This window comes from Natrinema sp. 74 (genome assembly GCF_046097095.1).
Taxonomy (GTDB): Archaea; Halobacteriota; Halobacteria; order Halobacteriales; family Natrialbaceae; genus Natrinema.
Genome location: NZ_CP175698.1, coordinates 3,018,447 through 3,041,662, shown reverse-complemented (window position 1 = coordinate 3,041,662; position 23,216 = coordinate 3,018,447). Strand labels below are relative to the sequence as shown.

The 23,216-nt window shown below is 63.9% G+C and carries 21 protein-coding genes; 9 read left to right on the top strand and 12 right to left on the bottom strand.

The annotated features are described in order from the left end of the window. The first annotated feature begins 125 nt into the window (after positions 1–125). The 5 genes from ACJ70B_RS15165 to ACJ70B_RS15145 all read left to right on the top strand — a co-directional run bounded on the left by ACJ70B_RS15165 (position 126) and on the right by ACJ70B_RS15145 (position 5,384). Positions 126–989 carry an electron transfer flavoprotein subunit beta/FixA family protein gene (locus ACJ70B_RS15165; protein ID WP_408957828.1) on the top strand — a complete coding sequence of 288 codons (864 nt, stop codon included), beginning with the start codon at positions 126–128 and terminating at the stop codon, positions 987–989. Position 990: 1 nt separating this feature from the next. After that, on the top strand, positions 991–2,553 hold the full coding sequence (locus tag ACJ70B_RS15160) for an electron transfer flavoprotein subunit alpha/FixB family protein (protein WP_408957827.1): 1,563 nt from the start codon (positions 991–993) through the stop codon (positions 2,551–2,553). Further along, positions 2,553–4,235 carry an FAD-dependent monooxygenase gene (locus tag ACJ70B_RS15155; protein ID WP_408957826.1) on the top strand — a complete coding sequence of 561 codons (1,683 nt, stop codon included), beginning with the start codon at positions 2,553–2,555 and terminating at the stop codon, positions 4,233–4,235. The genes ACJ70B_RS15160 and ACJ70B_RS15155 overlap by 1 nt, the downstream gene beginning before the upstream one ends. Before the next feature lies 1 nt (position 4,236). Then, positions 4,237–4,617, top strand: coding sequence for a hypothetical protein (locus ACJ70B_RS15150; RefSeq protein WP_408957825.1), 381 nt, complete (start codon positions 4,237–4,239; stop codon positions 4,615–4,617). 170 nt (positions 4,618–4,787) lie between these two features. Then, positions 4,788–5,384 carry a hypothetical protein gene (locus ACJ70B_RS15145; protein ID WP_408960123.1) on the top strand — a complete coding sequence of 199 codons (597 nt, stop codon included), beginning with the start codon at positions 4,788–4,790 and terminating at the stop codon, positions 5,382–5,384. A 40-nt stretch (positions 5,385–5,424) separates the two neighbouring features. On the opposite strand, the gene phoU (ACJ70B_RS15140) is transcribed toward ACJ70B_RS15145, so the two are convergent. From phoU (ACJ70B_RS15140) to ACJ70B_RS15085, 12 genes are all read right to left on the bottom strand, one after another. After that, positions 5,425–6,096: a phosphate signaling complex protein PhoU gene (phoU, locus tag ACJ70B_RS15140; RefSeq protein ID WP_408957824.1), complete on the bottom strand. Its 672-nt coding sequence runs from the start codon at positions 6,094–6,096 to the stop codon at positions 5,425–5,427. A gap of 113 nt (positions 6,097–6,209) precedes the next feature. Further along, the gene (locus ACJ70B_RS15135) at positions 6,210–6,701 is read right to left on the bottom strand and encodes a metal-dependent hydrolase (protein ID WP_408960122.1); all 492 of its coding nucleotides are present in this window, start codon (positions 6,699–6,701) and stop codon (positions 6,210–6,212) included. 179 nt (positions 6,702–6,880) lie between these two features. Further along, positions 6,881–7,750 carry a phosphate ABC transporter ATP-binding protein PstB gene (pstB, locus tag ACJ70B_RS15130; RefSeq protein WP_408957823.1) on the bottom strand — a complete coding sequence of 290 codons (870 nt, stop codon included), beginning with the start codon at positions 7,748–7,750 and terminating at the stop codon, positions 6,881–6,883. A 2-nt stretch (positions 7,751–7,752) separates the two neighbouring features. Continuing rightward, positions 7,753–8,643, bottom strand: coding sequence for a phosphate ABC transporter permease PstA (gene pstA, locus ACJ70B_RS15125; RefSeq protein ID WP_408957822.1), 891 nt, complete (start codon positions 8,641–8,643; stop codon positions 7,753–7,755). Beyond that, entirely contained in the window at positions 8,643–9,566 is a 924-nt protein-coding gene (gene pstC, locus ACJ70B_RS15120; protein WP_408957821.1) for a phosphate ABC transporter permease subunit PstC, read from the bottom strand. The genes pstA (ACJ70B_RS15125) and pstC (ACJ70B_RS15120) overlap by 1 nt, the downstream gene beginning before the upstream one ends. Further along, positions 9,563–10,537 (bottom strand): PstS family phosphate ABC transporter substrate-binding protein, encoded by a 975-nt coding sequence (locus tag ACJ70B_RS15115; protein ID WP_408957820.1) that lies wholly within the window; start codon positions 10,535–10,537, stop codon positions 9,563–9,565. The genes pstC (ACJ70B_RS15120) and ACJ70B_RS15115 overlap by 4 nt, the downstream gene beginning before the upstream one ends. Positions 10,538–10,942: 405 nt before the next feature. Continuing rightward, on the bottom strand, positions 10,943–11,935 hold the full coding sequence (locus ACJ70B_RS15110; RefSeq protein ID WP_408957819.1) for a PstS family phosphate ABC transporter substrate-binding protein: 993 nt from the start codon (positions 11,933–11,935) through the stop codon (positions 10,943–10,945). A gap of 148 nt (positions 11,936–12,083) precedes the next feature. Continuing rightward, positions 12,084–12,806 (bottom strand): phosphate signaling complex protein PhoU, encoded by a 723-nt coding sequence (phoU, locus tag ACJ70B_RS15105; RefSeq protein WP_408957818.1) that lies wholly within the window; start codon positions 12,804–12,806, stop codon positions 12,084–12,086. A gap of 4 nt (positions 12,807–12,810) precedes the next feature. Next, positions 12,811–13,719 carry a phosphate ABC transporter ATP-binding protein PstB gene (gene pstB, locus ACJ70B_RS15100; RefSeq protein ID WP_408957817.1) on the bottom strand — a complete coding sequence of 303 codons (909 nt, stop codon included), beginning with the start codon at positions 13,717–13,719 and terminating at the stop codon, positions 12,811–12,813. Further along, positions 13,716–15,272: a phosphate ABC transporter permease PstA gene (gene pstA / locus ACJ70B_RS15095; protein WP_408957816.1), complete on the bottom strand. Its 1,557-nt coding sequence runs from the start codon at positions 15,270–15,272 to the stop codon at positions 13,716–13,718. Before pstA (ACJ70B_RS15095) ends, pstB (ACJ70B_RS15100) begins: the two co-directional genes overlap by 4 nt. After that, positions 15,269–16,345, bottom strand: a complete 1,077-nt coding sequence (pstC, locus tag ACJ70B_RS15090; protein ID WP_408957815.1) for a phosphate ABC transporter permease subunit PstC — start codon at positions 16,343–16,345, stop codon at positions 15,269–15,271. The genes pstA (ACJ70B_RS15095) and pstC (ACJ70B_RS15090) overlap by 4 nt, the downstream gene beginning before the upstream one ends. Before the next feature lie 30 nt (positions 16,346–16,375). Next, complete coding sequence (locus ACJ70B_RS15085) at positions 16,376–17,464, bottom strand: PstS family phosphate ABC transporter substrate-binding protein (protein ID WP_408957814.1); 1,089 nt, start codon at positions 17,462–17,464, stop codon at positions 16,376–16,378. A 535-nt stretch (positions 17,465–17,999) separates the two neighbouring features. On the opposite strand from ACJ70B_RS15085, the gene ACJ70B_RS15080 reads away from it, so the two are divergent. The 4 genes from ACJ70B_RS15080 (at position 18,000) to ACJ70B_RS15065 (ending at position 23,089) form a co-directional block, all read left to right on the top strand. Beyond that, positions 18,000–18,995 (top strand): PhoU domain-containing protein, encoded by a 996-nt coding sequence (locus ACJ70B_RS15080; protein ID WP_408957813.1) that lies wholly within the window; start codon positions 18,000–18,002, stop codon positions 18,993–18,995. Between the two features lie 284 nt (positions 18,996–19,279). Then, positions 19,280–20,554, top strand: a complete 1,275-nt coding sequence (locus ACJ70B_RS15075; RefSeq protein WP_408957812.1) for a Single-stranded DNA binding protein — start codon at positions 19,280–19,282, stop codon at positions 20,552–20,554. Next, complete coding sequence (locus ACJ70B_RS15070; protein WP_408957811.1) at positions 20,551–22,233, top strand: hypothetical protein; 1,683 nt, start codon at positions 20,551–20,553, stop codon at positions 22,231–22,233. Before ACJ70B_RS15075 ends, ACJ70B_RS15070 begins: the two co-directional genes overlap by 4 nt. 7 nt (positions 22,234–22,240) lie before the next feature. Beyond that, positions 22,241–23,089, top strand: coding sequence for a metallophosphoesterase (locus ACJ70B_RS15065; RefSeq protein ID WP_408957810.1), 849 nt, complete (start codon positions 22,241–22,243; stop codon positions 23,087–23,089). The last annotated feature ends 127 nt before the right edge of the window (positions 23,090–23,216 follow it).

The following is a 23,216-nucleotide window of genomic DNA, read 5'->3' as shown; positions in this document are numbered from 1 at the left end:
ACTGCACGAATCGACTATAGCGCTCTACTCTCTCGGCGATTTTCACCCCTATTATTAACACTGATAACATGATAGTGTGCAACAGGCATGTTACAGTCAACCACACACGGCCGATGGAGGTATCCATGCGATCGATCGTGCTGACGAAAGGCGTCCCGGACTTCTCGGAGGGAGCCGTCTCGTTCGACGAGGACGGCCATCTCGAGCGGGGGAAGACGCCGACGGTGATGAATCCGAACGACGCGTTCGCGCTCGAGGCCGCGCTCCAGACGAAGGTACGCCACGGCGGCCGTGTCAGCGGGATGAGCATGGGTCCGCCGGGGTACGCCGACGTGCTGAAAGGTGCGATGGAGTCGGTCTACACGGACGACAGCTACCTGCTCTCGGACCGCGAACTGGCCGCTTCCGACACCTGGGCGACGGCGATCACGCTCTCCGCCGGCCTCGAGACGTATCAGGAGGAGGTCGCCGACATCGACATCGTCTTCGCGGGGTTCAAGACAGCCGACGGCGAGACCGGTCAGACCGGTCCGCAGACGTGCTGGGCGATGGACTGGCCGATCGTCACTCACGTCGTCGCGCTCGATATCGATCCCGACGAGCGGACGCTGCGCGCGAAACGGCTTGTCGAGGGCGACGTCGACGAGATCGAGACGGTCGAAGCGCCGCTGCCGTGTTTCGTCGTCACCGATCCGGAGTTCGAGCCGACCTATCGGAAGGCCTCCCACCGGCTGACGCACAAACAGCTCCGGGCCGAGACCGAGGAGCGGGCGGCCGAACACGACGAGCACCTGACGACGTGGGATCACGTCGATCTGGACCTCGATCCCGACTACATCGGGCTCGACGGCTCCCCGACGATCGTCTCGTCGGTCGACCCGATCCCCAAAGCGCCGTCGGAACGCGAGGCGACGATGATCGACCCCGACGACGGCATGGACGACGTGCTCGAGGAGATGCAACCCTACGCCGCGGAGGCGGGTGATTGAAATGACGACGCTAGATCCCGATGACTACACCGTCGACGAACTGATCGAGGAACTCGAGAGCGTAGACGACGAGGATGAACTGACAGCGGTCCTCGAAGCCGAGCGGACCGGGCAGGACCGGACGACGGCCCGCGAGGCGGTCCGCGATCGGCTCATGGAGATCGGTGCCGACCTTGAGGGGATCGAGGAGGGCACCGAGACCGAAGGCGAGTACGAGGAGACGGCCGAAGATGTCGGTGAGGAGGCCGAAGGTGAGGAAGAATCTGCGGCGGAATCGACCGAGGAAGACGAGTCCGAACCGGAAACAGAAGCCGAGGAGGACGACGACCTCTCCCATCCCACCCGCGACAAGCGACACGTCCGCGCGCTCGCGGACGGCGAGTACGCCGACATGTGGGTCTTCTGTGAGACCCAGGGCGGCGAGTTGCTCGAGGTTTCGCGGGAGATGCTCGGCAAGGCCCGTGAGTTGATGGATCAGTTCCAAGCGGAGTACGGTGACGAAGAGCGGGTCGTCGCGTTCCTGATGGGCGACGACTGCGAGGGGCTGGCCGAGGAGTGTATCGCCTACGGAGCCGACGTGGCGGTCTACCACGACGACCGCAGGTTGGAACGGTTCCTCCACAAGCCCTACACCGAAATTTCGGCGCACATGGCCCGCGGCGAGGGTACCGTCGAGAGCACCGACTGGCGCGACTACGACAAACCCCGGTACGTGCTGTTCCCGGCGACGAACAACGGGCGGGACCTCTCGGCGAAGGTGCAGGCCGAACTCGACTCCGGGCTGGCCTCGGATTGTTCGGACCTGTTCATCGAGGAAAACGAGGTCTCGAATCCGGTCAAGACCGGTGAACCCGGCGTCAAGAAGATCTTCGAGAAAGTCCTGCATATGAAGCGGCCGGACTTCTCGGGCTTCGAGTACTCGACGATCCTCTGTCTTGATAACCCCGGTCGAGAGTTCCACCCGCAGGGCGCGTCGATCATTCCGGGAAGTTTCGAGCCGATGGAACCTGATTACGACCGCGAGGGGCTCGTCGTCGAACACGACATGGAACTGAACGACGACTGGTTCCGCGTCGAGATCAGCGACTACGACCAACTCGAGGCCGGAATCGACCTCACCGGCCACGACGTGATCGTCTGTCTGGGTCGCGGGATCGCCGACGACCCCACCGAGGGGATGGAACTCGGCCTCGAGCTGGTCGACGCGTTCGAGAACGCCGAACTCGGCATCACCAGAGGGATCGTCACCTCCTCCTACCAGTTCGAGGGTCACGTCGAGGAGTACTCGAAGGAGGAGCGCCAGATCGGCGAGACCGGGCAGGTCGTCGCGCCCGACCTCTACATCGCGGCCGGTGTCTCGGGAGCGGTCCAGCACAAGGTCGGGATGGACGAGTCCGACACCATCGTTGCGATCAACACAGACACCGACGCCCGAATTCGGGACTTCTCGGACTACTTCATCGAGGGCGACCTCTTCGAGGTCCTCCCGCGGCTCACCGAGGCCGTCGAGTCGGGTGACACGGCACTCGAGCCCGAGGCCGTCGCTGACGGGGGTGACGACTGATGGCAGCCGCAACCGACGATTACGAGCACTACGAGGCCGTCGTCGTCGGCTGTGGCCCCGGCGGGGCCGCGGCCGCGTCCCGGCTGGCCGACCACGGCGTGGAAACGCTCGTCTTAGAGCGCGGGACCGAAGCGGGTTCGAAGAACGTCTCCGGCGGGCTGATCTACGCCGAGGACTCCGCACCCTACACGATCGACGACCTCTTCGACGGCTTCCGCGAGGCGGCCGCCGAACGCCCCGTCACAGACTACTACATCCACAACGTCGCCGGGAACGCGGTCAAGACCTACGATCTGGTCGACCTCCACGAGCACGACACCGACTGGTGTGACGCCGTGTTGCGCCGCGAGATGGACTCCTGGCTCGAGCGCCGCGTTCACGAGAAGACGAGCGAGACCGGCGGCGGCGTCCTGACGAGCGTACGGGTCAACGGGCTCTTGCGCGAAAACGGCGAGATCGTCGGCGTCACCTGTGACGAACTCGACCCGATCGAGGCGGATTTGATCGTTGCTGCTGACGGCGTCAACTCCGAACTCGCCCGCGAGGCCGGCCTGATGGACTGGGAAGAACCCGACGAGTGGTTCCAGGGCGTCAAAGCGGTCGTCGACATGGAGCCCGACGCGATCGACGACCGGTTTGACTTAGAGCCCGACGAGGGGGCCGCTCACCTGTTCTCGGGCGACCTCTTCGAGGACGTCCGCGGCGGCGGCTTCCTCTATACGAACGAGGACTCGCTGTCGATCGGGGCCGTCTTCCACCTCGACAGCCTCCTCGAGCGGGAGGCGGAACCACACGAGCTTCTGGACGCCCTACTTACGCACCCGCTACTGGCGGGCTGGTTCAAAAACGAGTATCACGAGCGCGAGTACGCGGCGAAGCTCGTCCCCGACTCGAAGAAGGTGGCCCACCGCAGCCCCTACCGCGATCGGCTCGTCCTCGTCGGCGACGCCGCCGGCCAGATGCAGGCACAGGGGCCGATCATCAAGGGGATGAACCACGCCGTCACCGCGGGCGCGCTCGCGGCCGACGCGTTCGCCGTCACCCGCGGCAGCGCCGACCCTGAGGCCGCCGGCCGCCGCTATACGAAGATGCTCGAGGACGCCGGCACGATGGAGAAGCTCCGGCCCCGGCGCTACGACCTCAGCCGGACCGTCGGCGAGCGCGACGCCGTCACCGCGGCCGTCGAGCGGGTGCTCGACTCGCCGATCGGCTCGTTGGCGGTCGGCAACCCGATCGCCGATCGGCTGCTCGAGCGCGCCTACAACTCGCCGTTCCTCGTGTCGATGCTCCCGGATACGAAGACCGGGTACGTCTCCCTGCCGACGTTGATCGCCGAGGAACACGGCAAGACGATCCACTGGGAGAACGAGATCGAGCCGCCGAGCCTCGAAGAACGGATCGGCGACCTGACCTACGACACGGACGTGGGTAACCCCCACATCAGACTCCTCGACGAGTCATTCGACGCCAGCGGCGCAGCCGTCACCGCCTGCCCGGTCAGCGCCGCGGACTTCGGCGGCGGCTGCTATCGCTCGGAGACGGTCAAGACCAACGGCACCGAGGAGACCCTGGTCAGCCTCGACACCCAGCCCTGCGTCGAGTGTGGCACCTGCGCCATCGTCGCAGACACCGAGTGGGAACACCCCCGCGGCGGCAAGGGCGTCGAGTACCGCGAGGGATAGCGTGAGCCGGTACGGCCCGCGGATCGCCGCGCTCGCTCGCCGCGCCGAGCGCGAACGGGCGGCCCTCTCGGCCAACGAGGTTTCACCCTCCGATGCCGACGACTATCTCCGTGACGGGGCGGGACAGGCCGTCTGGCTCTACGTCGAGGCCCGTACCGGCGGCCGGCTGATCCCGCTCAGCACGGCCGAGTTTGACGCGCTCGAGACCGCGATGAACCGCTGGCTCGAGTGTTATGCCCGCTGTCACGGCGTCGGCCTTGACGCCGAGTTCACGGTGCGCGAGGCGGCGGAGCTGTTGCTCGAGACGCGGAACATCGTCGACACGGCGCAGCTATTGACGTGCGTCCCCGAGCGCCGGCCGGGGTTGAACTCCGTGCGGTGACGGCGGGACGACTCTCGTATCGCGTGCTCGCTATGTGCCGAAAACCGAGCGGAAGGTGCGTCTCGAACCGGCCCGCACTTGACTCCCACGCAGTAGACGGGTATTCGGCTATCTCGATTGAGTACAAAGTCAGCTTGATGGTACAAGACGATCGGTTATCCCGACGACGGATGCTCAAGCTGACAGGTGTCGCGACGTCGACCGCGTTCGTCGCCGGTTGCGGTGGCGGTGGGAACGGCAACGGAAATGGCGGCGGTGGCGGCGGTGGCGGCGGCGGTGGCGGCGGTAGCGGCTACGAGATCGAGCCCGGTACGCAGATCGATTTCAGCGGCCAGACCAGTTACTGGGAAGGGCTCGCACCGTCCTCGATCGAGGGTGAGCAGAATCCGACGCTGATCCTCCAAAGCGGTGAGACGTACACGATCGGCTGGTCGGAAGGCGACGGTGCCGCACACAATCTGGAACTGCGCAACTCAAACGGGGAGGTCGTCGACGATTACACGACTGGCCAACCCACCACGGATCCCCAAAACGCGTTCTTCGAGTTCGAGGCAACCGACCAGATCGCCGTCTACCGCTGTCAGCCCCACCCAAGCATGGAAGGCGACATCCAGATTCAGGGCGGCGGTGGCGGCGGTGGCGGCAATCAGACCGGCAACCAGACCGGCAACCAGACCGGCGGAAACGAAACTGGTAATCAGACCGGTGGCAACGCGACCGGTAACGAAAGCGGGAATCAGACCGGCGGAAACAACACAACCGGGTAACAAAGACCGACCGCAGTCGGTTGTGTCGTCGCAGAGACGATCAGTAGATGAGTTCGTCGTCGTTTTCGACCATGTACAGCGTCCGCGCTGCGATGTTGACCGTGTGATCGCCGACGCGCTCGAGGTCTCGAATCGTTAATAATAGCCGCGAGACGTCCTGCAGCAGTTGTTCGACCTTGTCCGCAGACTCGAGTTCACGCTCGATGAGGTCCCGGACGACGGTCTCGCTTGCGCGTTCGGCGAACTGGTCGAGCTCGTCGTCGCGATTGGCCAGTTCTCGGCACTGGTCGGTGTCTTCGGTGTCGTAGGCGAGCATCGCGTCTTCGAACATATCGAGCGTGAGCTCGCCCATCTCCTGGACGTCGACGTCGGGGAACAGATCCTGCTCGGCGTCGATCGTATACTCGCCGAGGTTGGTCGCGAGGTCGGCGATGCGCTCTAGGTCGGTGATGATCTTGAACGAGGCCGCGATGAATCGCAGATCGCTCGCGACCGGCTGCTGGAGCGCGAGCAGGTCGATGCAGTCTTGCTCGAGGTCGAGGTACATGCGGTTGATCTCGCCGTCGCCTTCGATGACCTCGCGGGCGAGGGCATCGTCTTTCTGCTCTAAGGCGTCGAGCCCCATGCGAAGGCGTTCCATGACGACTTCGCTCATGTAGAGCACGTCCTCGCGAAGCTCCGTGAGCTTCTCCTGGTAGGATTTTCTGGCCATGGTTCACGCACCATGGCGGGCGAAGATATAGTTTGTGTCCACCGCAGTAATGCAGTCGCGTTCCACGGCGCGTGAGTCGTCGCGCGCGCCGACCTCACGGGACACGGCGACCGCTACTGAAACCACTCGAGCACCGCCTGTGCAACCGGCGACGGGAGCCGCGTCTTGGGTTCGTACTTCAGTCCCAGCAGGCCACCGAGGATGACGGTGACGGCGAAGACCGACGTGAGCAGATTCACGAGCAACCAGTCGAACGACTGTCCGTAGAGCGCGTAGTCGAAGGGGGCGAACAGCCGGACGCCACCGGTCAGGTAATCGAAGAGGATGTGCGACCCGTAGCCGATGGCGGCGGCCCGCCAGGGACCGACAGCGGAGAGCAAGGCGACCACGACCACCGCGACTGGCAACGAGTGGGTCAGCCCTCGATGGGCCCACAGGACGCCCTCCACGTAGCCGAGTTCGACCAGCGGACGGAAGATGATGATATCGCTGTCGGGGAAGGCGGCCGCCAGCGCCGTCACGAGGTACGGTTCGGGTCGCCGCGACCGAAACACGATTAAAGCCAGTGCGAGACCAAGTAAGATATGTACCCCATCGGCAACCATGCGTATCAGTAACACGGGATGTCGACGGATAAGCTGCATGGTCAGTACTCGGCACTGATAGGGTTTTCAGACTGTCTCGTGCGGAAATTCAGAACGGCGCGACTGCGTGAGATAACGGGGCACGGAAGATCGAGATCGGCGACGCCCAGCCACCGCCTCGAGCGAGCGGCGTCGGGACCCTATCCGAACTTGCCGGTGATGTAGTCCTCGACGCGGTCGTGGTCGGGGTTTTCGAAGATCTTGTCGGTGTCGTCGAACTCGACGAGTTCGCCACCGGTCAGGAAGACGGCGGTCTTATCGGAGATTCGGGCCGCCTGCTGCATGTTGTGGGTGACGATGACGACCGTATACTCCTCGGCCAGGTCCTCGATGAGGTCCTCGATCTTCGAGGTCGCGACGGGGTCGAGCGCCGACGCGGGTTCGTCCATGAGGATGACGTCCGGATCGGGCGCGATCGCCCGCGCGATACACAGCCGCTGTTGCTGGCCGCCTGAGAGGTCCAGTCCGCTCGAGTCGAGTTGATCCTCGACCTCCTCGAGCAGCGCTGCCTGCTCGAGGGCGGTGTGGACCTTCTCGTCGACGTTATCGTCTTTCCCCTGGACTTTGAGCCCGTAGGCGACGTTGTCGCGGATCGACTTCGGGAACGGGTTGGGCGACTGGAAGACCATGCCGATCTTCCGGCGCAGGGCGACGGGATCGACGTCGTCGTCGTAGACGTTCTTTCCGTCGAACAGCAGTTCGCCGTCGACGTTGGCGCTGTCGACGAGGTCGTTCATTCGGTTGACACACCGGAGGAACGTCGATTTCCCACAGCCCGATGGTCCGATGACCGCCGTGACTTGCTGTTCCGGGATCTCGATATCGACGCTGTCGAGGGCCTGCTCATCGCCGTAGTAGACGTCGAGGTTTCGCGCCTCGAGGAGGGTCCGGTCCGTCACCGGTTCCCCGCCGGCGTCGGTACTGTCTGTGACCGTATCGGTACCCGGCGTTGGGGCTGGCTGATTGTCGGTCGATTCCGTTGTCGAGGAGGTCATCTGATTGTCACTCATTGTCAGGTTCGCTGTTGGTAGCGGTTCCGGATGATGATCGCGATCGAGTTGATCGTCAGCAAGACGACGAGTAGCGTGACGACGCCAGCGGCGACGACGCCGTACTGGAACTCGGTCTGGGGATAAGACGCCCAGTTGTAGATCTGCAGGGGCATCGCGCTGACCTTGCTAAGGAGGCTGTTGGGGATGCCGAAGACGGTCGTCGGGGCGGCGATCATGATCAGCGGTGCCGTTTCGCCGATCGCGCGGCCGAGTGCGAGGATCGTCCCGGTCATGATGCCCGGCATCGCTCGCGGCAAGACGACGTTCCGGATCGTCTGCCATTTCGTCGCACCCATTCCGTAGGAGGCCTGTCGCTGTGAGTCGGGCACTGCCCGGATCGCCTCCTGTGCGGAGATGATCACGATCGGGAGGATCAGCAGGGACACGGTAAACGCCGCGGCCAGCACCGAGCCGTAGCCGATATTAAAGAGGCCGATGAACAGCCCCAGTCCGAGCAGCCCGTAGACGACCGAGGGGACGCCCGCGAGGTTAGCGATGTTGAGCTGGATGAACTGCGTGAGATAGCCGTCGTCGGCGTATTCCTCGAGGTAGACCGCGGCTCCGACCCCGATCGGGAACGTGATGAGCGCGATCAGGAGCATGATCGCGATCGACCCGACCAGCGCGGGTAGGAACCCGGCTTGGTACGGGCTCGGGTGTGGTGGATTCGTGAGGAAGCCCCAATCGAGCCAGCCGACGGCGTCGACAACGACGTTCAGGAGCAACGCCGCGAGTGAGACGATACCGACGAGCGTCGCCGCCAGTGCGAGTAGGCGGAACGCGATATCTTTCGTTCGGCTGACCTGGCCGAACCCGCGCTGAGACGGCGTATCCTGCGTATCAGCTGCCATCAGCGATACACCTCTCGATACCGTGACGCGACGATTTCACTGATAAGGTTCATAACGAAGGTGATGACGAACAGGGTCAGTCCGACCGCGAAGAGGCTCTTGTACGCCGGTCCCTGTCCGACGATGTCGCCCGTCCCGATCTGGACCATCGCAGATGTCATCGGCTGAATCGAATTCAGGAACATCCCCGCTGGATCGGTGAGGTCGATCATCCGCGGCGTCTGTCCCGCGGCGATCGCGACGATCATCGTCTCGCCGATCGCCCGTGAGAGCGCGAGGATGAACGACGAGAAGATTCCCGACAGCGCCGCCGGGACGACGACGGACGTCGAGACGGTGAACTTCGTCGCTCCGAGACCATAACTAGCCTCCCGAAGCGAATCGGGTACCGCACTCATGGCGTCCTCGCTGACCGAGGAGACCATCGGAATGATCATGATCCCGACCATGATCGACGCCGACAGCGCGTTGAACGTCGACAGCGGCAGGAACGTATCTAATGCGGGCGTCACGTAGACGAGCGCGAAGTAACCGTAGACGACAGTCGGCACGCCCGCCAGCACCTCGAGCGCCGGCTTGAGGTACGCGCGTCGCCGTTCGGAGGCGTATTCGCTCAGATAGATCGCGGTCAATAGGCCGATCGGGAGCGCGACCATCGCCGAGCCGACGGTGATGACGAGCGTCCCCGAAATCAGTGGCAAAACGCCGAACGAAACCGGATCTTGCGTCGGGTTCCACTTCGTGCCGGTGAGGAAGTCGACGAGTGAAACCTGTGCGAAGAAATCGACCGCGTCTACGAGCAGCGTCGCCACGATCGCGACGGTCGTCAAGATCGACAGGAGCGCACACAGCATGAAGAGATAGCGGAACGCGGTCCCCCGCGCTGTGCGGATCCCGTCGTGGGAGAAGTCAGGTTGGCTCATTCGCTCACCTCCGCGATCGCGCTCTCGAGTTTCTCAAGGTTTTCGTCTCGTTTTGATTCGGTGATCGGTACGTAGCCGACGTCGGTGACCAGATCCGTCGCGGCCTGTTTGATGTAGAATCGAACGAAGTCCTGGACAGCCGGCTTCGTGAGCGACTCCTTTGCGACGTAGATAAACAGCGGCCGCGAGAGGGGTTTGTACTCTCCTGACTTGGCCGTCTGGATCGAGGGTTCGACGCAGCCGTTGCCGTTATCGATCGCAACAGCCTTGATCCGGTCGGGGTTCTCGGCGTAGTACGCGAAGCCGAAGTAACCCATCGCGGCCTGCGACCCGCGGACGCCCCGTACGATCGTTCGGTCCCGTTCGGTCGCGTAGTAGTCGCTCCGGTGGTTCAGTTCCTCGCCGAGGACTGCCTCGTTGAAGTAATCGAACGTACCCGAGGTCGTCGCGGCACCATAGAGTTCGATCTTCCGGTCGGGCCACTCCTCGTTGATATCGCTCCAGCGCTGGGCACCGTCGGCTTGCCAGATCTGCTGGAGCTGTTCGACGGTAAGGCAGTTGATCCAGTCGGCGTCGGGGTTGACGACGACCGTCAGCGCGTCCGTCGCGATCTGGAACTCGATCGGCGTAATATCGTTGCTTCCACACTGTTCAACTTCGGCGTCGGCGATCTCCCGACTCGCGTTGTTGATGTCGGTCCGCCCCGCACAGAAGAAGTTCCCGAACCCGCTTCCGGTTCCGGTCTTACTGAGCGAGAGGTTGACGGTCGGGTTCTCTTCGGAGAAGGCGGAGGCGATCGCCTCGGTCACGGGGAACACCGTGCTGCTTCCCGCGATATTTACCTGTTTTCCCTCTGCGGCGAAGACGCCGATACAGCCGGCCAGCCCCCCGGAGAGGCCAACGCTCGCCGCGGCGAGGAACTCCCGCCGACCGAGGCCGGTCGGCAGGGACGCCGTGGTATCTCTCGACATCACCTAATCGAAGTCACAGAGTAGGTAAGTATACTACTATGTGGACTATATAGCGGTATGTATCTCTGATTGGAAACGACAGCAGCGCGATGAAAACCGCCAAACGCGTACTGAACGCATACATATGGCAATAGTTGTCGTTCGACACTCTCGAGCCGAGATGACTAGATTTGTTACGCATGGTTAGGAGGAGAGATTAACATCGCATATATAGACGAGAGCGGTGCGATTCGGAAGCTAGACCGAGCAGTTCGATCGACGAGTAACTATAGTAGCAACTGAAAGTCATTGCACACCTGACTCGCACGACAGCGTTGCGATCAGTGTGTAAATCGTTTCAGTTGCTACTATAACGTGTGGCCCTCTCTAGACGACAGAAAATACATACTAACTCGTCCGACCGAATTACGCGCCTGCGACTTCCTCGAGCGTGGCCATGTTCTCGCTTGCCTGCTCCTCGCTCGAGGGGACGTAGTTGACCTCCTCGGCGATCCAATCCGCGGTCGAGTTCTCGATGTAGAATTTGACGAACTCGAAGACCGGGTCGCGCTGCAGCGCTTCCTCGGACGGGTAGATGAACAGCGGTCGCGCCATCGGATACGTCCCCGCCTTGGCGGCCTGGAGGGTCGGCTCGGCACAGGCGTCGGTCGCGTCGGCTTTAATTTTGAGCGCTTTCACACGATCCGCGTTTTCGGCGTAGTAGCCGTAGCCGAAGTACCCCATCGCGTAGGGGCTGGCCTCGAGCCCCTGGACGATGGTGGTGTCGTCCTCCGTGCCGACGTAGTCGCTTCGGTGGCCAGCGTCGCCGACCACGTTCGCGGTGAACCAGTCGTAGGTCCCAGAGGTCGTATCGGGACCGTAGAGTTCGACGGGTTCGTCCGGCCAAGTCGGATCGATATCTGCCCAGGTCTCCGCACCGCCCTGCTTCCAGATTCGAGCCAGCTGGTCGAACGACAGACAATCGACCCAGTTGTTCTCGGTGCTGACGGCCATCGTGAGCGCGTCGCTCGCGATCTGCATCTCGACGGGCGTGACTCCGTTTCCGGTACAGTGGTCCCGCTCTCCGGCCTCGATCGGCCGCGAGGCCGCATTGATGTCCGCATCACCGGGACAGTAGTGATTCTCGAATCCGCCGCCGCTGCCGGTCGACTTGACCCTGACGGTGACGTTCGGATGCTTCGCCGTGAACCGATCGCGCATCGCCTTCGAGATCGGATAGACGGTGCTCGACCCCGTGACGATGACCTCTCCGGAGAGTCCGTCGCCGCCCTCGCTCCCACCGTCGCTCTCACTCGAGAGACAACCCCCGAGGGCCACCGTCCCACCCCCACCGACGGTCGCGAGAAGTCGTCGTCGCGATACTCCCTCGACGGACCGTTCGCACCGGACGTTCTGCATCGTGTGACGAACTCGATAGGATATAAAAAAGGGATGCTATGAGAACTGTATATCAGTCAATAGCAACACCGTCGTATATACAGCCGACTCCGTCTGATCGGCAGACCGCGGCGGGCCAGCCTCGAGGGAAACGGCGTCACGAACGGTCTTAGCGGAGTAGTTCGTCGTCGCTCTCGAGGGCATACAGCGTTCGGGCCGCGACGTTCACGGCGTGGTCGCCGACGCGTTCGATATCGCGAACGATCACGAGCGTCCGCGAGACGTCGGCGAGAATATCGGATACCGGCGGATCGCCGACCGAATCGGTCTCGGTCGCCCGACCATCGGTTGCGTCGACGCCCGCGACGCGGAGATCGATACAGGTCCGGACGACGCGCTCGGCGACGCTCGCACAGCGGGCATCAAGTTCGTCGTCGCGATCGGCGACCGCGAAACAAGGCTCCGTCTCCTCCGTGACGAACGCCTCGAGGGCCTCTTCGAACATCTCGAGTGCGAGTGCGGCGATCCGCTCGAAATCCACGTCGGGAAGCGGCGGCGATGACTCGGTCGCGCCCAACGCGTGCTCGGCCAGATTGGTCGCGAGATCGCCGACGCGCTCTAAGTCGGTGACGATCTTGAACGCGGCGACGACGATCCGCAGATCGCCGGCGACCGGCTGGTGCAGCGCGAGCAAGTCGAGACACTCACCCTCGAGGTCGAGCGAGCGGCGGTTGACGGCACGATCGCCGTCGATAACAGCGCGAGCGAGCGACCGATCGCCGGTAAACAGCGCGGTGAACCCGTCGGCGAGTTGCTCGTAGACGAGATCTCCCATCGCGACGACGGCCTCGCGAAGGCGCTCGAGGCGGTCCTGGTAGTCCTCGCGGACCATCGCCTCACCCGAACTTGCCGGTGACGTAGTCTTCGACACGCTGGCTCTCGGGGTTCTCGAAGATCTTGTCGGTGTTGTCGTACTCGACGAGTTCGCCGCCGGTCAGGAAGACGGCGGTCTGGTCGCTGATCCGCGCAGCCTGTTGCATATTGTGCGTGACGACGACGACGGTGTACTCCTTGGCGAGTTGCTCGATCAGGTCTTCGATCTTGGCGGTCGCGACGGGGTCGAGCGCCGACGCGGGCTCGTCCATCAGGATCACGTCGGGGTCGACGGCGAGACAGCGCGCAATACACAGCCGCTGTTGCTGGCCGCCCGAGAGGCCGAGCGCGTTGTCGTCGAGACGGTCGGACACCTCATCCCACAGTGCGGCCTGCTCGAGTGAGTGCTCGACGATCTGCTGTTCGGCCTCGCGGTCGTCGTTCCCGAGCAGGCGGCCAAGCAGGCCGACGTTCACGTCGCCGTGTTTGCGCGGCCCGTAGGAGACGTTCTCGCGGATCGACTTCGGGAACGGGTTAGGGCTCTGGAACACCATGCCGACCTTCTTGCGAAGTTGGACTAGATCAGTGTCGCCCTCGTAGATGTTCTCATCGTCGATCTCGACGGTCCCCTCGATCTGGGCGCTGTCGATGCGGTCGTTCATCCGGTTGAGACACCGGAGGAACGTCGACTTCCCGCAGCCGGACGGGCCGATCAGGGCCGTCACGCTCTGCTCGGGAATCTCCATCGAGATGTCGTCGATGGCGTGGTCGTCCCCGTAGTAGACGTCGAGGTCCTCGACCGAAATGGCGGCCTCGCCCTCGAACTCGTAGTCGGTCCACGAGTCGACGAGTCGCTCGTCGGTCTCGGCGCCGACCGTGAGGCTGTTCGATTGCTGTTCCTCGTTCGTCCGCGTCACTGTCTGTTCGCTCATTGGTGTAGTTTCCTCCTGAAGTAGATTCGCGAGGCGATGCCGATCGCATAGAAGCTGAGCACCACCATCAGCAGTACGAGGGCGGTTCCCCATCCGAACGCGTCCCCCAGGTCGACAGCGCCGGTAGAGATGATGGCATAGAGCTGGTAGGGGAGCGCGCTCGAGGCCTGCAACAGCGCATCGTTCTTGACGAACGGCGGCGTTGCCATGAGCCGGAACGATCCGAGCACGCTCGGCGCGCGGGAGGGGGTCGGTGACCCGGCGGTGACCAGCAGGATCGGTGCCGTTTCCCCGGCGATCCGGCCGACGCCGAGGATTACGCCGGTGATGACGCCGGGCATCGCCGCCGGCAGCACGACGCTCCGGATCGTCTGCCACTGATTGACGCCTAGTGCAGCGCTAGCATCGCGGTACTCGTCGGGGACGCTCTTGATCGACTCCCGACTGGTGATGACGACCAGGGGTAACAGCATGAATCCCAAGACGAACATCCCTGCGAGCAGCGAGTCCTGATTGCCGAACCGCGGGACCAGAAACGCGTAGCCGAAGAGGCCGTAGACGATACTTGGCGTGCTCCACAGCGCGTTGGTGGCGGTCTCGATCACCGCGGTGAATCGGCCCTGTTCGGCGTATTCGGTGAGGAACACGGCGGCACCGATCCCCATCGGCACAGCCAGCACTACCGCGCCGATCACGAGCCAGATCGTGCCGACGATCGCCGGGAAGATGCCGTGGTACTGCTGGCCCAGCATGACGCCGTTCGTAAGGAACGGGACCGAGACGTTCAGTCCCGGACCGAACTGTGCGCCCTCGAGGAGCTTCGGCAGTCCCTTCCGGACGACGAAGAGGATCAGCAGTAGGAGCACGGCGATCATGCCGAAGGCGTTCAGCCCAATCAGCATGTACGCGCCGTTCTGGCGGCCCTGGCTGCCGAACCCCTCTGAGACGATCGCACCACTCCAGACGACGAGCAGACTGAGCGCGATCGTCACCAGCGGCACGACGATCTGCGCGTGAAAGGTGGCCTCAAGCGATGGTGGATTCCAGACCCAGCCGATGTCGACGAGTCCGGCGGCGAGCAGCGCTCCCCAGGCCAACGCAAGGAGACCGACTGGCAGCGTCGTTCCGAGGTCTTCCGGGAGCACCGCGATGCCGAGCGTCGCGACGAGCGCGACGACCAACCCCGCGATGACGCTGCCGGTCGCGCCGACGCCGAACAGGATAGTCGTCATCAGACCGCCGGTCACGAATCCGACGACGCCGAATCCGACGCCGGTTCCGAGTCCGGTGTACCGGTCGGCGGTGGTCTCGTAGAGACCGACGTTCGACGCGATTCCGGCGGCGATCAGACCGACGCCGGCGAGTACGAACGTGGCGCCGAACAGCGCAAACAGGGAGAGGCCCGCGACTGCGGTGTCGGGACTCGTGCGATCGAACAGCGTCGTCCAGCCGAGCAGGAACGTGACGATCGCGAGGCCGACGATACCCAACGCGACGCGGTCGAACGCGTTGACCGCCGGTGCGGCCGTTCGAGATGTGGTCTCTTCGCTCATTGTTCTCCCTGTAGCTGGTGTTTCATACGTCGTTCAATATACTGTGAGGCGATCGACAGCACGGTGACGCTGACGAACAGCACGACGCCGGCGGCGAACAGCGCGCTCATGTGCGTACCGCTGGCGTTCCCGTACTGGCTGGCGATTAGGCTGGTCAGCGTCTCGGTGTTCCCGAACACGTCATACAATGGGTCGGGCAGCTCTTGTGCGTGACCCAGGATCACAGTCGCTGCCATCGTCTCGCCGACGGCGCGTCCCACGCCGAGCAGCACGGCCGCAGAGACCCCGGAGAACGTGGCGGGTAAGGTAATACTCTTGGTCGTCTGCCAGTCGGTCGTGCCGAGTGCGAGCGAGCCGCTCTTCATCGACTCGGGGACACTCGCGATGGCGTCTTCTGCGACCGAGACGACCGTCGGCAGCGACATCAGCCCGACGACCAGCCCCACGATCACGAGGCTGCCAGATGTCGGTAACTCGAGGTTCTCCATCATGTAGCCGTTCAGGATGGTGAAGCCGATGTACCCGTAGACGATCGAGGGAATACCCGCGAGCGTCTCGACGGCGGGTTTGACGACCTCGCGGACCGCGTCGGGGGCGATCTCGCTGATGAACAGTGCACCCGCGACGCCCAGCGGTCCGGCGATGAGCATCGCCAGCATCGTCGTCACGAGCGTGCCCCACATCATCGGGACCAGCGAGTAGATCTCCTCGCCGCGGATCCGCCACATCGGCTCGCTGGTGTGAGTGAACATCTCCGCGCCCATGAAGCGGACCGCAGGCAGCGCCTCGACGAACAGATAGATCGTGATCAGCGCGAGGATCGCTCCGGTCCCAATCGTCGCGAGAAAGGTCAGCGCTTTCGCCGTTTCGGCCTGGTACTCGTACAGTCCGTACGCCACCGTGAACAGGGATCCCACGAGGGGCAACGCCGTGAACGGCGATCCGATCAGGAACCCGACGACCGCCCCGAGCAAGCATAGCGCGCCTATTGTGGCGAGCGCGACGAAACGATCGTCGGTCGTCTCGACCCCGAACCGATCTTTCAATTGTTGGCGTATCTCTGTTGTTGACATAAAATATCGGTAATCGAAAGCCGACGCCACTTAGTTTTCTGGGTCGGGCAGCTTATTGCGTTGCTTCTTGCGCTCCTCGGGCGGAAGCATGAAGTAATCGTTCGGCTTGACGAAGTGTAACTGGCCGTACTCGCTCAGCAGCATGTTGATGAACGCCGCTTCCTTCTTGCTCGTCCCCTCGTAGGTGTAGCAGTGGAGATCTCGAGAGAGCGGGTAGTCGGCCGAGCCGAGGTTCTTGCCGAGTTCGTAGGTCGTGCCGTTTAATTCGAGTGCGATCGCGGGGTTCTGTTGCTCATTGATAAAGGCGAGCGCGAGGTAGGCGATCGCGTTGTCGGAGTTGGATAGCGTCGTCTGGACCTGCTGATTCTGGCCCTTCCGGATGTCGACGCCGGGCATTTTGGCCTCTGGATCGCCGAGCATGTTTTTACGGAACGCGGTGTCGGTACCGGATCCGACTGCGCGGCCGACCGCCTGAATCTCTTTGTCCGGGCCGTTGTAGCTGGGGATCTCGGACCAGTTGCTGATCTCGCCCTTGTAGATTTGGCGGACCTGATCGCCGGTCAACTTCGTGACGCCGGCGTCGTAGACCTCCTTGCTCACGGAGATGGGCTGTCCGTCTCGCGCGACAACGTGGTCTCTGTACTTGTCGAGTTCCTCCTGACTGGCATCGGGGAGTTCGGCCGAGACGGGCGCGCTGGAGTCGCCGATGTCGACCTGCCCGTTCGCGACCTTTTCGAGGCCGGTACCAGAGTGGCTGAGACCAACGTTCACCATAAACGGCGGCTGGGAGCCATCCTTGTTCTCGAAGCCGTACAGACCGGCCCAGTAGTCAGCAAGGTTCTTGTTATCGGGATTGTCGATCTTGTCGTAGCCAGGTGCGGTACTATTCTTGTTGGACCCCCAGTACTCGCCGTCGTCGGCGGGGTGGTTGGAGTTCCAGTAGGACGCCGCGTCGGACGTGATTGGGTAGACGGTGGAGGACCCGTCGGCCGTCAGCGGTTCGGTGCTGCTCCCAGCACTCCCCAGACAGCCGGCAGCCGCCACGGCACTGGTGACACCCGTCGCAGCGATAAACTTCCGTCGCGATACCGCGTCGCGTCCGAACTGGTTGTCTGCCATCACGTGGTTGATTCGAGAGGGTATAAAAAAGGGATGCTATGAACCATATATACCGATCAGTGCCCACATATCTCTATATAGCCGTATTTCATCGATGGCAGAGGCGCGACGATACCGTCGAACGACGAAAACGACCGAATCGAACAACTTCGACGCTGAATTATCGAGGTTACCGTCTCTAATCTGAGGCCTAAAACCGTTATACAGGTGTTCGGCAGCGGCTGTGCATGATCAGACGGCCGTGGCCGACACTCGTCGTAACGCACCGATTTCGCGCGACGACCGCGATCGATGTCCGTGTCCCCTCCGGTCTCGTTCTCTTTCGAACTGGGTGCGTATCGCTCATGTCGGGAAAATCGACCGTTTCACGCCGTCTATATACTCCTATTTCGAAGAACCAACTCAACGGTACACACACCGACGGGTCAGTTCCAGAATAGAGCAGAATCGACGCCTGATACACGATCATACCGACACCCGAACAGATCTCTATAGATCCACGTATATTTATGTTCGAGCGATCGAAACCCCGTCTATGGAGACGCGAAAGGTGCAGGTGACCGGTGGCTCGACGTACACAGTTTCGCTCCCGAAGACGTGGGCAACCGAAAACGACGTCAGCGCCGGAACGACCGTCGAGTTCTATCTGGAAGACGATTCGCTGTTACTGACGCCACACAGCGAGACGGATCGACAGGAGGGCTCGCTGGACGTCTCGAGCCTCGAGGGCGAGCGGCTAACTCGGGCCGTGATGACGATGTACGTCAGCGGATTCGACATCATCCGCCTCGAGGCCGCCCGGATTACGACCGACCAGCGCCGGGCGATCCGTGACGCGACCCAGGGACTCGTCGGCGTCGAAGTCCTCGAGGAGACGAGCGACAGCGTGGTGATCCAGGACTTACTCGACTCCTCGGAGCTATCGATCGTCAACGCCGTCACTCGAATGCGCTTGATCGCCCAATCGATGCTCGAGGACGCGGTGACGGCGCTGGTCGAGAACGACGACGACATCGCCCACGACGTAATCGAGCGAGACGACGACGTCGACCGCCTCTGGCTCGTCGTCTCCCGGATCTTCCGCGCGACGCTTCGCTCGCCCACGGCGGCCGAGGAACTCGGCGTTCCCCGCGAGGACTGCTTCGACTTCCACTCCAGTGCCCGCCAACTCGAGCGAGTCGCCGACCACGCGGCGAAGATCAGCAACCTCGCACTCAAACTCGACGAGATACCCGAACCGGTCGCCGAGGCGCTCGCGGAGCTGCAGGCAGACGCCTCCACCGTCCTCGAGAAGTCGATGGACGCGCTGTTCGCCGAGGAGACCGGGGAGGCGAATCAGTTCGGCCACGACGCCCACGAGGCCGTCCTCGAGATCGATGAGCACACGCGCCAGATCGACGCCATGCTCCGAGATTTAGAGCCGGTCCAGGCCCAGTCGCTGGGACTGATCGTCGACTCGCTGTCCCGAAGCGCCGACTACGGCGGCAACATCGCCGAGACGGCGCTACAGAAGGCCGCGCCGAGTCCCTAACTGCTCGAGTCGGTCCTGTTCGTCGAGGCCGGACGCCTCATCCCGATCTGGAACATCCCTCGCACGGCTTCGGACTGCGGTTTGTCACCGACTCACCGCAACCAGCGCATGCCGCCGCAGGCCGTCTGTCATGCGGATTTATATCTTCTTCAGGGCCTCGAGCTGGCGGATGTCGGAAGCGCTGTGACGCTGTGGAAACGAACGAATTGTGCCGATGGAGCCGTCCTGTCTACTTCCGCCCTCCTGCGGGAACGCTTTTTAAGCCCCACCTCGAAAACCGAGTGATGGAACTCGACGATCATGCCGAGGATCTCGCCTCCGACCTCGGCGTCGACAAAGAGGAGGTCAAAGACGACCTGCAGAACTTAGTGGAGTACAGCGTTCCGATCGATGAGGCCAAACAGAGCCTCCGGCGGAAGTACGGCGACGGACAGAGCGGCGGTGGCGGCGCGCCGTCGGCGAAAGACATCGCCGAGATCACGCCCGACGACGGCAACGTCACGGTCACGGGCGTCGTCCTGACGGCGGGCGAGCGGTCGATCCGCTATCAGGGCTCGGATCACGTCATCGTCGAAGGCCGACTGGCCGACGAAAGCGGCGTCATCGATTACACCGCCTGGGAGGACTTCGGGCTCTCGCCGGGCGATACGATCACCGCGGGCAATGCGGGCGTCCGCGAGTGGGACGGCGAACCCGAACTTAATCTCGGAGAGAGCACCTCGCTGTCGTTCAACGATGACTCGCTCGAGGTGCCCTACGAGGTCGGCGGCGACTCGCAACTGGCCGACTTACAGACGGGCGACCGTGCCGTCACGATCGAGGTCTCGGTGCTCGAGTGCGAGCGCAAGACGATCGATGGCCGCGACGGCGAGACGGACATCTTGAGCGGCGTCTTCGGCGACGAGAGCGGGCGGCTTCCGTTTACGAACTGGGAGCCTGCGCCGGCGATCGAAGAGGGCGGCACGGTACGGATCGAGAACGCTTACGTCCAGGAGTTCCGGGGCGTCCCGGAGGTCAACGTCTCGGAGTTCTCGACGGTCACCGGGCTCGACCGCGAGATCGACGTCGGCAGCGATACGACGACGATGGACGTCGCCGACGCCGTCGGTACCGGCGGTATCTACGACGTCGAAGTCGTGGGCAACCTGCTCGCGGTCCGCGACGGCTCTGGGCTCATCCAGCGCTGTCCGGAGTGTTACCGCGTCATCCAGAAGGGACAGTGCCGGACTCACGGTGACGTCGACGGGATCGACGACCTGCGCGTCAAGGCGATCCTCGACGACGGCACCGGCACCGTCACCGCCGTCCTCGACGACGACCTGACCGAGCGCGTCTACGGCGGCACGCTCGAGGACGCACTCGAGCAGGCCCGCGAGGCGATGGATCAGGAGGTCGTCGCGGACACGATCCGCGAGCGCATCGTCGGCCGCGAGTACCGCATCCGCGGTCACCTCTCGGTCGACGAGTACGGCGCGAATCTCGACGCCGAGACTTTCGAGGAGAGCGACGACGATCCGGCTGCCCGTGCGACGGCCCTGCTCGAGGAGGTGGACGCATGAGCGCGAACGGTACCGACGACGAGGACGTTCCAGGTCGAGAGATCGCCTACCGACTGTTCGCGGCCGAGTACGACGACGCCTCGCTGTCCTACGCCGAGAGCGACGAGGAGCGCGCCCCGAACTACGTGGTCTCGCCGACCGGTGCGCGACTCAATCGCGTCTTCGCCGTCGGGACGCTGACCGAAGTCACGTCGGTCAACGACGAGATGGTCCGCGCCCGGGTCGTCGACCCGACCGGCGCGTTCGTCGTCTACGCCGGCCAGTACCAGCCCGACGAACTGGCATTCTTAGAACAGACCGAGCCGCCGGCGTTCGTCGCGGTGACGGGCAAAGCCCGGACGTTCCAGCCCGAGGATTCCGATCGGGTCTACACCTCGCTCCGACCGGAGAGCATCGCCATGGTCGACGCCGACACCCGCGACCGCTGGGTCGTCAGCGCGGCCGAACGGACGCTCGAGCGCGTCGGCACGTACGCGGCGGCCGCCGAACTAGACGCGAGCGGCGACGCGCTGACCGACGCCCTGCTCGAGGCCGGCGTCGAATCCGGCCTTGCGGCGGGGATTCCGCTCGCACAGGACCACTACGGCACGACGCCGTCGTATCTCGCGGCGCTGCGCGAGTGCGCAATCGAGGCCTGCGAGGTCGTCGCCGGCGACCGCGATCAGGTGAGCGGACTCGATCTCGCGCCCGACACGACGAGCCCCGAATTCGATGCGACGGTCGACTCGCTCGCCGACCTCGACGGCGTCGATCCCGATGCGATCGAGGCCGACGGTGTGGCCGAATCCGAACTCGGGCCGACGTCGGCGGAGCCGGAACCGGCAGCGGCCACCGCCGGCGGCGAGACGGCGACCGACTCGGCCGGGGGAGCAGGCTCGGCGGTCGGAACGGCGACCACGCCGAGCGACGAGACCGAGGGCGTTGCGGTCGATACCGCCGAGTCCGAGGCGTCATCAAGTGCCGACGCCGACACGGTCTCGAGCGAGGACGCGGAGTCGGACGACGGCGCTACCGCGGAGACGATCGACGACGCGGAACCGGACGACGAAGACACGACGGACGACGAAGATACGACAGACGACGATCTCGGCGATTTCGACGCGGGCGGCGCGGACGACGGCATGTACGAGATGGACGACGAGGAACGCGAACAACTCGAGGAGGAGTTCGGCGCGGAGTTCACGACCGGCTCCGAGGTCGACGAGCCCGGCACAGCCGACATCGACGTGCCAGAACCCGACGAGCCGGCGGCCGAGGTCGAGAGCGAGTCGGCCGCGAGCGAACCCGAACCGGCGGCAGACGATGCCGACGCCGGGAGTGGCTCCGCCGAACCGGACGACGAAATCGGCACACCGCCCGAGTCGGGACTCGAGGCCGACGAGTCGGACGAATCCGAGGCCGAGGCGGAACCGGAACCTGCGGCCGAAGACGAGACGACGGACGAACCCGACGCGGACGCCGACGGAGCGGAGCCGGCCGCGGACGTCGATCTCGAGAGCTACGTCGTCGAGACCATGGAGGAACTCGATGACGGAAGCGGCGCCGATCGAGACGAACTCGTCGAGACGGTCGCCGCGGACACCGGCGCGTCGGCCGAGGAGGTCGAAAACGCGATTCAGGACGCGCTGATGGGCGGCCAGTGTTACGAGCCCGACGACGAGACGCTGAAAGCGATCTGACCCCGCGATGGGCGACGACTCTCGCCGACGAACCCCGCCGGCCTCGGGCTCGACATCGACGCGCTCGCTAGTCGAGCCGATCCCCGGCGAACCCGCCGCGACCGCGACGATCGACGACGAGCGAGCGCTGTTCGTCGCCGACTACCACGCCGGCTACGAGGCCGGCCTCCGGTACGACCGCGGCGTCGACGTTCCCAGTCGGGCCGCCGACCGCCGCGAGCGACTCCTATCGTTACTCGAGCGCACCCGTCCCGACCGGCTGGTCGTGCTGGGCGATCTGATGCACTCGATCGGTGACCCCGGCGGGGCCGAGCGCGGCGAACTCGAGGTGCTGTTCGAATCGTTTCCCGCCGAGCTTTCGGTTACCGTCATTAAGGGCAACCACGACGGGCGCATCGAAACCTGGCTCGCGGACGACGACGAGATCGACGCCGACGTTACCGTCGAACCCGGCGCAGGCGTCGGACTCGGCGGTGTCGGCGTCTGTCACGGCCACACCTGGCCCGCCCCGGCGGTCCTCGAGCGCGACGTGGTCTGTCTGGGCCACGAACACCCCTGCGTGCGGCTCGAGGACGAAGTCGGCGGCAGCCGCGTCGAACGGGCGTGGCTGCGCGGCCGGCTCGATCCCGATCCGTTTCGCGACCGGTCCGAATACGATGGCGTGTCGTGGCTCGAGCGTGAGGGCGAGTCGCCGCCGCGAGTGGTCGTGCTCCCGGCGTTCAACGATCTCGTCGGCGGAACGTGGAGCAACGTGACCGGACAGTCGTTTCTCTCGCCGTTCTTGCCGGCGGGACTGGCCGAGGGCGAGGCCTATCTGCTCGACGGGACGCGACTCGGGCCGTACGAGTCGGTGTGAGGCGACCTGCAAATCGGTGCTGCGCGCCGACACCGTCCGAGTTGTCGAACTCTCCCTCGTCTTCGACGAAAATACCCATCGATACCGATGAAAACAAATACGTCTTCGTAAAATGGTTGTGTTAGAA